Source organism: Bartonella sp. AA74HLJMH, assembly GCF_042197045.1.
Lineage (GTDB): Bacteria > Pseudomonadota > Alphaproteobacteria > Rhizobiales > Rhizobiaceae > Bartonella.
The window spans coordinates 1-523 of sequence record NZ_JBHIRJ010000173.1 but is presented as its reverse complement, the minus strand read 5'-3'; the positions used below and the strand labels follow the sequence as shown (position 1 = coordinate 523).

At 44.2% G+C, this 523-nt stretch carries 1 protein-coding gene; it reads right to left on the bottom strand.

Features of this window, described 5'->3' with window-relative positions:
• Positions 1–523, bottom strand: a 523-nt coding sequence (locus tag ACFINH_RS10410; protein WP_375633104.1) for a ShlB/FhaC/HecB family hemolysin secretion/activation protein, incomplete at both ends; no start/stop codon positions are given.

Sequence of the window (523 nt, the reverse complement as noted above, 5' to 3'; positions counted from 1 at the left end):
TTATGAAACCCTATATGCGCGCTTAATTCTCCTCCAAGCCACTTGCGCGAATGATCAAGCTCAAAGGTTGCAATAGCTAGTTTACGGCTGGAAACATCAACCCGACTGCCCATAATAAAATTATCAGAATATTTCCATGTCAACCGTCCTGTAAGCCAGGTCTTTCCCTCTTGATCACGGTCGATAACCCGTGAAATCCACGGTGTAAGCGATAAAGACTTGCCCGCAGTCATAATATCGGAAAATATTCCCTTAACACTCGAATGATATTGGCTCCACGTCCCATCAAAACCTGTTGTCCAAGTGCCATAGGGAAGAGAAAAGGATCCCGTTAGAGTATCACTATTGGGGCGCTTGTGAGAAAAATGATACGGACTACCATCCATAGAACGCTGATAGCTAAACGACCATTGATCATTGATCCCCAACAGATCATCAAAAGAAAAGCTCAAGCGCGTTTGATAAAGCCCTGTTGCTTTAGCGCCAAGATTATCGCTGGAAAGCGTAATAAGCCAAGGTTTCT